This is a genomic window from Granulicella rosea, from assembly GCF_900188085.1.
GTDB lineage: Bacteria > Acidobacteriota > Terriglobia > Terriglobales > Acidobacteriaceae > Edaphobacter > Edaphobacter rosea.
The window spans coordinates 119240-127700 of the sequence record NZ_FZOU01000010.1; the positions used below are offsets into that span (position 1 = coordinate 119240).

The 8461-nt window shown below is 64.3% G+C and carries 6 protein-coding genes; all 6 read right to left on the reverse strand.

Going from position 1 to position 8461, the window contains the following annotated elements:
- Positions 1-19: 19 nt before the first annotated feature.
- The gene (locus CHB87_RS19685; RefSeq protein WP_089410167.1) at positions 20-814 is read right to left on the reverse strand and encodes an ABC transporter permease; all 795 of its coding nucleotides are present in this window, start codon (positions 812-814) and stop codon (positions 20-22) included.
- Positions 811-1596, reverse strand: a complete 786-nt coding sequence (locus CHB87_RS19690; protein ID WP_089410168.1) for an ABC transporter ATP-binding protein — start codon at positions 1594-1596, stop codon at positions 811-813. The genes CHB87_RS19685 and CHB87_RS19690 overlap by 4 nt, the downstream gene beginning before the upstream one ends.
- Positions 1593-3302, reverse strand: a complete 1710-nt coding sequence (locus CHB87_RS19695) for a CocE/NonD family hydrolase (RefSeq protein ID WP_089410169.1) — start codon at positions 3300-3302, stop codon at positions 1593-1595. Before CHB87_RS19695 ends, CHB87_RS19690 begins: the two co-directional genes overlap by 4 nt.
- Positions 3303-3598: 296 nt before the next feature.
- Entirely contained in the window at positions 3599-4363 is a 765-nt protein-coding gene (locus tag CHB87_RS19700; protein WP_089410170.1) for a Crp/Fnr family transcriptional regulator, read from the reverse strand.
- 45 nt (positions 4364-4408) lie between these two features.
- Positions 4409-6256, reverse strand: coding sequence for an OmpA family protein (locus CHB87_RS19705; RefSeq protein ID WP_217897079.1), 1848 nt, complete (start codon positions 6254-6256; stop codon positions 4409-4411).
- A 129-nt stretch (positions 6257-6385) separates the two neighbouring features.
- Positions 6386-8461, reverse strand: a 2076-nt coding sequence (locus CHB87_RS19710; protein ID WP_142988444.1) for an Ig-like domain-containing protein, incomplete at its 5' end; no start/stop codon positions are given.

Genomic DNA, 8461 nt, shown 5'->3' on the forward strand with positions numbered 1-8461 from the left:
TCAGCCCTGCCATTCTGCTCTATCGATCTCCCGTCTGCACCGACTCGTGCCAGTGATGCAGGAAGCACCACTCCAGAAAGACCACGGCGAAGAAGAAGAAGAAGCCCAGCATGGTCGCGGCGAAGACGAGCGCGAACAGGTAGTCCGTCTGAACCTGCGCGAGCGCGTAGGTGATGGAGTAGCCGAGGCCGCCCTGGCCGACCGTCGCCGACCCGGCGAAGAGGTCGCCGGTAATGGCGCCGATGACCGAGATGCCGCTGGCGATACGGATGCCGGTAAACAGCGCGGGCAGCGCATGCGGCAGGCGCAGCTTCCACAGGATCTGCGCGCGCGTCGCGTTGTGCATCGTGAAGAGGTCGACCATGTTCCGGTCCACGCCGATGAGGCCCTGCGTCGTGTTGGCGATGATGGGCGCAAGGCAGATGATGAACGCGACCAGCGTGACGGCGAATAGACCCGGTCCGATCCACATCAGCAGCAGCGGCGCGATCGCCACGATGGGCACGGTCTGGAGAAGGATCGTGTAGGGCAGCAACATCTCGCGCAGCCAGCGCGACTGCGCGAAGAGCATCGCGATGGCCACGCCCACGACGATGCTCGCGAGCAGGCCACCGCCGGCGGCGATCGCGGAGGTCAGCAGCGAGCTCCAGAGCGCGGGAAAGCGTTGGACAACGACCCGCGCGATGGCCCACGGCGTGGGCAGCACGTAGGGCGCAAGATGAAACACCCAGATGATGCACTGCCACAGAAAGAGCAGCAGAGCGAAGAGGGTGATCGCGTTGAGCAGGCGCAGCAGGACGCGTCTCATGGTCATAGGCCGTGTACGCCTCGCAGGGTTCTGCCGGTCAACGCGACCAGGTCTTCATACGCGTCGAGCGAGCGGGTCTCGGCCGTGCGCGGATAGGGCAGGTCGATCTCGATCTCCTTCGCGATCCGGCCCGGATGCGGCGCCAGCACCAGCACGCGCGAGGAGAGAAAGACCGCCTCCGCGACCGAGTGGGTGACGAAGATCGCGGTCCAGCCCTGCTCCGCCTTCAACCGCAGCAGCTCCTCGTTCAGGCGGTCGCGCGAGATCTCGTCGAGCGCGCCGAAGGGTTCGTCGAGCAGCAGCAGGCTGGGCCGCGTGGAGAGCGCGCGGGCGATCGAGACACGCATCTTCATGCCGCCCGAAAGCTGGCGCGGATACGACTTCGCCGCATGTTCGAGGCCTACGAGCTTGAGCAACGCGTCCACCTTCTGCTGGCGAATCTCCTGCGGCGCGCGCTCCAGCTCAAGCGCCAGTCCGACGTTCTGGCTCACCGTGCGCCACGGCAGAAGGGTCGCGTCCTGAAAGATGAACGAGACCGTCTCGCGCGCGTTGGCGGGCGTCATGCCGTCGACCGAGATGGCGCCGCTGTCGAGCGGCGTGAGCCCGGCGATCAGCTTCAGAAGGGTGGACTTGCCGCAGCCGGACGGGCCGACGAGGCTGACAAACTCGCCCCGGCGCACGGTCAGGCCAATGTCGTCGAGGATCGGCGAGCCGCCGCCATAGCTCTTCGTGATGCGGTCCAGAACGACATGTGGCCGCTGTGTCGCGTCGTTGAGAGGGATCGTCATGATGGGAGCGCCAGGGGAAGCGTGAGAGTGGAGGGATGCGCGGCGTCGTGCAGCACGCGGTGCGTGGAGCGCGCCCAGTTCCACGGGTCGGCCATGCGGGCGGGGATGTCGCGGGAGGGGTTGCGGTCGTAGAGCGGGAAGGCGCCGCCCGCGATCTCGATGCGCAGGCGGTCTCCGGCGGCGAAGACGCAGGAGGTGGGTTCGAGCGTGAAACGCCAGCGGTAAATACTGTCCGACGCGTAGCCCTCGTCCTTGAAGAGGAATCCCGACCGGGCGATGCCGATGCAGAGGAACTCGCAGCGTCCATCGGGCGTGACGCGGACGAGCTTGCCGGTGAAGTCCGCGTTCACCGCGGAGGTGATGCAGAAGAGCTCAAGCGTGGGCGAGCCGAAGACGTGGATCGGCTCCTCGAAGACGGCGGTGGTGTAGACCAGCAGGTTGTTGCCTTGTTCGAGGACGGCCTGGTCGAAGCATCCGCTGGGCGCGAAGCTGCCGCCAGGCGCAAGCACTGGGACCTCGGGATCGTAGACGAACTGGTCGGCAGGTTCGTCCGTCGTGGGCGCTGCGATGCCGAGCGCGCCATCGCCCTTGGACGAGTTGGCGCGGCCCTGGCTGTGCAGGTAGAACGTCAGGAATTGCGTGGGCGCAAGCTCGTCGGTCGAGAACCAGCGGGATTCCGTCGCGGCGCCGAGGGCGAAGTGCCGGATGCGTGGCTGCGCGGCGAACTCGCCCGAATCTTTAAGCCAGTGATTGAACCACGCCAGCAGCAGGGCGTCGGTGTCGAGCCGGGCGTCCGGACCGAAGTCCCGCTCGCCGATGCGCGAGCCCCACGGGATATGCAGCCACGGACCCGCGAGCAGGTATTGATGGTCTCGCGCGAACTGCGAACCCGCATGTTCGCAGAGCGAGAGGAAGCCGTCGAAGCTGCCCTGCAGGTACATGTCGTACCAGCCGGAGACATGCAGGGCAGGGATGTCGATACGGTCGAGCGTCGCGCTGACATCGTGCGCGGACCAGTACTCGCCGGGCTCCGTGTGGGTGATCCAGTCTTGCAGATACGTCGCTTGAATCGCGGGGATGTTCTCGTAGGGCGCGGCCAGCGGTCGCGTGCGGCTGGCCCATGCCGCCTCAAACTCGTCGTGCGCCTCGCGCAGACCGGCGCGTCGGGCGTCGAAGCGAAGCATCTGCAAACCCCAGCCGATGGCTCCCGCCAACCGCAGCGCGCCGTGATGATAGAACCATCCACGATAGAGATCGCAGGCCGCCATCGCGGGCGAGATGCAGAGCAGCCCCCTGGGCCGTTCGGCCGCGGCCAGCAACTGCGTCAGCCCCTGATAGGAGAAGCCATACATGCCGACCTTGCCGTTCGACTCCGGCCGCGTGCGCAGCCAGGCGATGGTCTCGGCGCCGTCGCGTCCCTCGGTGCGGAAGGGATAGAACTCACCCTCGGAGTCGCCACGCCCGCGCACATCCTGAATGACGACGTTATAGCCATGACTTGCGAACCAGATAGGGTGCGCATAGACGACGGTGGAAGCGATGTCGCGGCCATAGGGCTGGCGCATCAGAATCGTTGGATGTGGGCCGTCGCCCGGCGGATAGTAGTGGTCGGAGACCAGCGCCACGCCATCGGACAGCGTGCAACGCACGGCGCGCTCCAGCCACACGCCGCCGCCACAGTCCACCAGCGATGGCCGATCGATCATCGTAGTCCTCCGGTATATCCGAGCAAAGAAATTGGCGCTATGCTTTCTTTCTACCGGAGCCTTCTCATCAAGTCCAGCGGACCGTAACCAACCACCGCGACGCGGGCAATGTCGTCATGGTTTTCAACGCCACCTTGCAACTACGCTCAAAACCTCGCCGACATCGCAGGTCTTCTCTCGCTGGCGCTTCGCGCTCGCAAGCCTTGACCCGCCTCCAGGGAGATGCGTGTAGTGGATCGGCTTCGGCATATCGTATCGAAGCGTTTACCTGCGAGGGCGCGATCGGGCGTCTCGAACTACACGTCTGAAGGCGTCGCCGGAGCAGCACCGTGTTGCTGCAAGATGGCAACGAGGAGCGTTTTCTTTACCGTAATTACACCCTCGCACTCGATAATCCCCAAACGCCGAAACCGAGCCATAAAAAAACTAACCCGGGAGCGTGTTGTGCCTACCATCTCGGCGAGCGATTCATGGCTGATCTTTGGGATGACATAGACTGCAGAGCCTTCCTCCTGAGCGCCGGATAACTCCAGGAGAACTCTGGCGAGTCTCTTTTCACTGAAGTTGAAGAAGAGGTCGACCAGGTTGTCTTGATAGCGCGCATTCTTGGATAGGAGGTGGTCGATGAAGCATAGCGACAGATCGCGGTGACTGTTGAGCGCCGAGACCATGAGCAGCTTATCGATCTTCAGAATGCCTCCGTCGTTCCAGGCCGTGGCGGATTCGGCGCGCGCACCCTCGCTCTGTATGCAGTTCTCGCCGAAGAAGTCGGCGGTCGAGAGCAGCGCGATGGTGGCCTCCTTGCCGTTGCGTGAGGCAACGCTAAGCCGCACCTTTCCGGAGGCGATGTAGTACACCGAGTCGGAGTTCGCGCCCTGAAGGTAGATGGACTCGCTCTTCTTGACGCGGATGAGGCGGGCGGAGGCTACGTTTCGCAGGAATTCGATGATTTCAAAGGGTTCTTCCGGAGTGGCTTTCATTTTGGTCCTGGCCTTGCGTATCAGAAGGGCGATCACCGGGTCTGCGGTTTGGGCGGAGGCGGTTTTAAACGTAAAGGACATGCGGCGCCCCAGGCAGGAGCGCCGCACTGAAGCCAGGGGTAATCGTCAGCGTTTGGCGCGCGCTGCCGGCTTGCCTGTCTTGTGGACCGGCTTCTTCGTCTGATCCTGGTTGAGAAGCGTGTAGGAGTCCTTCGCGTTGAAAGGGTATTCGCGCGAAGAGTGGAGCCCGGTATTTTCCAGTGTAATGTCCACGCGGCGATTGCTGGCGAGAAGGACCGTCTGGATCTTCTCAAGCAGGTTCTTCCGCTCGACCGTCGTTAGTTCGGGGTTACGCTCCACGGCTTGGCGGACCTGTGCCTCGGTGAGGTTTTCCTTATCGCCAAGCGACCGCACGTGGATGTTGGCCGAAGGGATTCCATGCTCGACGAGGAACAGCTTCGTGCTCTCGACGCGCCGCTGGGTGAGGGCTTGGTTGTACTCGTCCGACGCTCTCGGATCCGCATGACCTTCGAGCAGAAGATGTGCGTTCGGACGGGCTTCGAGGTAGGTTTTGAAGTCGTTGGCGAGAACCTGCAGGGTCACCTGCTGACTCATGAGGATGCCGCGGGACGGCTCTTCGACCGTTGGCTGAGCCGTGGGGAAGTAGATGCTATGCAGTGCCAGACGACCTTCGACGGCGACGATCGCGGGCGGCAGAGCACCCTCGACTTCGATCGAGACAGAGCACTCCGCGGCGCCTCCGCGGCCGTCGAATGCGCGGCCGTGGATCGTGATGCTGCCAGTCGGCAGACCGGCGGTATCGATGCCGATCGCCAGGCCAGACCCGACCACACGACCGCCGCTCGTCTCCCACGCCAGAACGATAGGGTCCTGGTCCGGGTCGGACGCGGTGGCGGTGATCCGCAGCGGGTCGCCGGCCTTGATGGAGACGCGATCCGCCACGCAGGCCAGCATCGGCGGATGATTGGGCGCTGCATCGACATGGACGTTCGTGCTGCAGTCCGCCATGCCTCCGCGTCCGTCGCTTACGAGAACGTTGACGGTGTAAACGCCTGGGGCTGCGCCGCTCGCATCCCAGTGTGCGCTGGCGCCGTTGCCGTCCACGCGGCCCGCGCTGGCGGACCACTGGTAGGTCAGGAGGTCGCCATCCGGATCGCTTGCCTGCGCGTGCAGCGTATCGCCATCCGCCGAGCAGGAGACCGCCGGCGCGCCGTTGGCATGCTGCATACCTCCGCCGAAGCGGAAGACGAGGCCGGTGGAGAGTCGCATGTCATTCTGCATTCTGGAGACGCCGGTGCCGGTGTCGGCCAGGCGCGTCATCAGGTACTCCGCCTGAAAGAGCCTCAGAGCGAGGTGCTTCTGCAGCTTGAGGTCGAGCCCGCCGCCCGCGGTCATGGCAAAGGAGGATTGTGCGGGAAGCACTGTGCAGGCTGCGGCGCAGCCGGTCAGCGTCACCTCGCTGGCGTGGACTCCGCCGGCCAGAGCCTGGACGAAGGGGACAACGCGGTCGTGCTGTCCGCGATAGCTGAAACGAGGGCCGAAAAGGAAGGTAAACGCGTCGCCCCTGGAGTTGACGATGCCTGGCGTCTTTACTCCGGGACCGGTGAGGTCGACCTGATTATCGGCGAAGCCTCCGAAGTCGGTGACCAGGCCGAAGTAGCGGGTGTAGTTGTAGGCCAACGAGGCGCTGCCGCCGTTCAGGCTGACCAGCCGGTTGCCTGTGGCATAGGTCGGCGCGGCCCGCAGGTAGGAGTAGCCAAGGAACAACTCGGTGCGGGGATAGAAGCGAATCGTCTTCTTGGGGTAAGCGGCGACGGGCTGTTGCGCCGCGCCGGTAGTCGTCGCCTCACGCGCCGAGGTGGACTCGAGATGCTTCGGGTCTTCCGCGTGAAGGGCTGGGGTGAGTAGAGTTGCGACCGTCATTGTGGCAAGCGTGCGTGCGGTAAATCTCATTGCGTTCTCCTGAACTGCTCGTCCTGCTCGTCGTCCGTATCGAAGCCCTTGCCCGCCTGCTGGGCGAGAGGCAAGGACGCACCGCATCCGTAGGCGCCGGACCCGATGAAAGGCCCGGCGCCGGAGGGGTTATGGTGCGGGTACATTGATCACGGTGTTGACAAGCGTGACCGGGCCGGTCAGAACAAGAGCTCTGCCGTTGATGGTTGTGATCGCGGCGACCCCTGCTGTCGAAACCGAGATGCCTGCCTGGGAGATGATCGTGCCGGTCATCGTGCCGCCGCCGAGAATGCCGTTGATGGTGGCAGCCGTGCCCACCTGCCAGAAGACATTCTTGGCCTGCGCTCCGTTGACCAGCAGGACGCTGCGGTGAGCTGCGGGCGAACCGACCGTGAAGGTAGTCGACATCTGGAAGACCCAGAAGGCGTTGGGATTGCCCTGGGCGTCCAGTGTCAGATCGCCCGCGGTGATGGCGTAGCTGCCGGGCGCGGACTTGTAGATTCCCGCGACCAGCGTCCGGTTGCCAAGCTCGCCGGCCTGGCCTCCGCCACAGCCCGCGCAGGTGGATACATCCTGACCGTTGGGGAAGGCAGCCAGTGCGGCGTAAGCCGTGCCGGCGTCAATCGACGCCTGCGCTGCGATCGCCGCGGTGACTGCTGTGCCCTCCGTCGGGCAGCCCACGGTTGGCGGCGGCGCGGCGGTGACGATCGAACCATTCACGTAGCCGATGTTCAGCGGAGTTTCGGTGTAGGTGCAGCCTACGCCGTTGTCGTGGAACCCGGTGATGAGTGTCGATACGCCGGTGGTGCCGATGTTTCCATTGATGACCGTCTGCGTTCCCATGTTGGTCATGCCTGCTCCACCGCCAAAGCCGCCGAAGAGAGCGGCCGTGCCGAGGTTGACCGGGGGCAGGACGACTGCGGCGTTGGTGGTGAAGATCCAGGGGTTCGGTACCGATCCGGCAATCAACGAGTTACCGGCCAGATCCGCCGCTCCCGTGGTGACCGTCGCGGTGTAGATGGTTCCCTGTGCCAGAGACACCGTCGGAGTGAGGGTGGCAATGAAGCTGATCGCACTGTAGGTGACGGTTGCGGCTACGGATGCGCCTCCAGGGCCGGTAAGGGTGAAGGTAGCCGTGTTGATCGTGAGCGGATCCATCGCCTTGCTGAACGTTGCGCTGACCGCCTGAGTGATCGGCACGCTGGAGGCGTTCGCCACGGGGTTGGTCAGTGTCACGGTCGGGTGCGTCGTATCGGGTGCGGGCCCGGTCGTGAACGTCCAGACATAGTTGCTGAGCAGGGTGTTGCCCGCCAGGTCCGCCGCGACAGTCGTGATCGTGGCTGTGTACAGCGTGCTGGGGGCGAGGTTGGTCATCGGCGTAAAGGTAGCCGTATTGCTGATCGCTGCGTAGGAGACAAGTCCATTGACGACCGCTCCACCGGGCGTGGTAAGGGTGAAGCTCGTTGTTGTGATGGTGACCGGATTCATCGCCTTACTGAAGATGGCGCCGATCGCCTGATTGAACGGAACGCCCGTCGCGCCGTTGATCGGGTTGGTGGCGATCACGGTCGGACGCGTCGTGTCGGGCGCGGCTCCGGTCGTGAAGGTCCATACGTAGTTGGCCGCCAGCGCCGTCCCGCCGAGATCCTGCGCGCCGGTCGTGATCGTCGCCACATAGGTGGTCAGAGGCGCGAAGGCCGCGGTCGGGGTGAAGGTAGCGACCGAACCTGTCACCGTATAGCCCACGGCGCCCGCTACCGCGATGCCTCCGGGAGCCGTTATGGCGAAGGTGCCGCCATTGATGGTGGATGCGTTCATAGCCTCGCTGAAGGTTGCGGAGAGGCCCTGGTTGAGTGCGACGCCCGCAGCCTTGTCGGCTGGGAAGGTCGAGATGACGGTAGGAGGAGTCGGCGCTGGCGCTGTGCGGAAGACCCACACATAGTTCGCCGTAAGAGCAGCTCCGGCAGCATTCTGCGCACCGGTGGTGATCGTGGCGACGTAGGTCGTGCTGGTCGCCAGATTCGCCGACGGAGTGAAGGTAGCTGTCGATGTAAAGGAGTTGTAGGTGACCGAACCGCTTGCCGCCACACCGGAAGAGGTCGCCAGGGTGAAGGTCGCGCTATTCAGCGTGCTTGCATTCATCGCCGTGCTGAAGGTGGCGCTGACGGGCTGTGTGAGCAGCACTCCGGTCGCACCGTTCGCCGG

What these genes read in the sequence shown, in the direction of transcription:
- CHB87_RS19695 (WP_089410169.1), bottom strand. Translation starts at nt 3,302, where the DNA reads ATGATCGATCGGCCATCGCTGGTGGACTGTGGCGGCGGCGTGTGGCTG.
- CHB87_RS19700 (WP_089410170.1), bottom strand. Translation starts at nt 4,363, where the DNA reads ATGTCCTTTACGTTTAAAACCGCCTCCGCCCAAACCGCAGACCCGGTG.
- CHB87_RS19705 (WP_217897079.1), bottom strand. Translation starts at nt 6,256, where the DNA reads ATGAGATTTACCGCACGCACGCTTGCCACAATGACGGTCGCAACTCTA.
- CHB87_RS19685 (WP_089410167.1), bottom strand. Translation starts at nt 814, where the DNA reads ATGACCATGAGACGCGTCCTGCTGCGCCTGCTCAACGCGATCACCCTC.
- CHB87_RS19690 (WP_089410168.1), bottom strand. Translation starts at nt 1,596, where the DNA reads ATGACGATCCCTCTCAACGACGCGACACAGCGGCCACATGTCGTTCTG.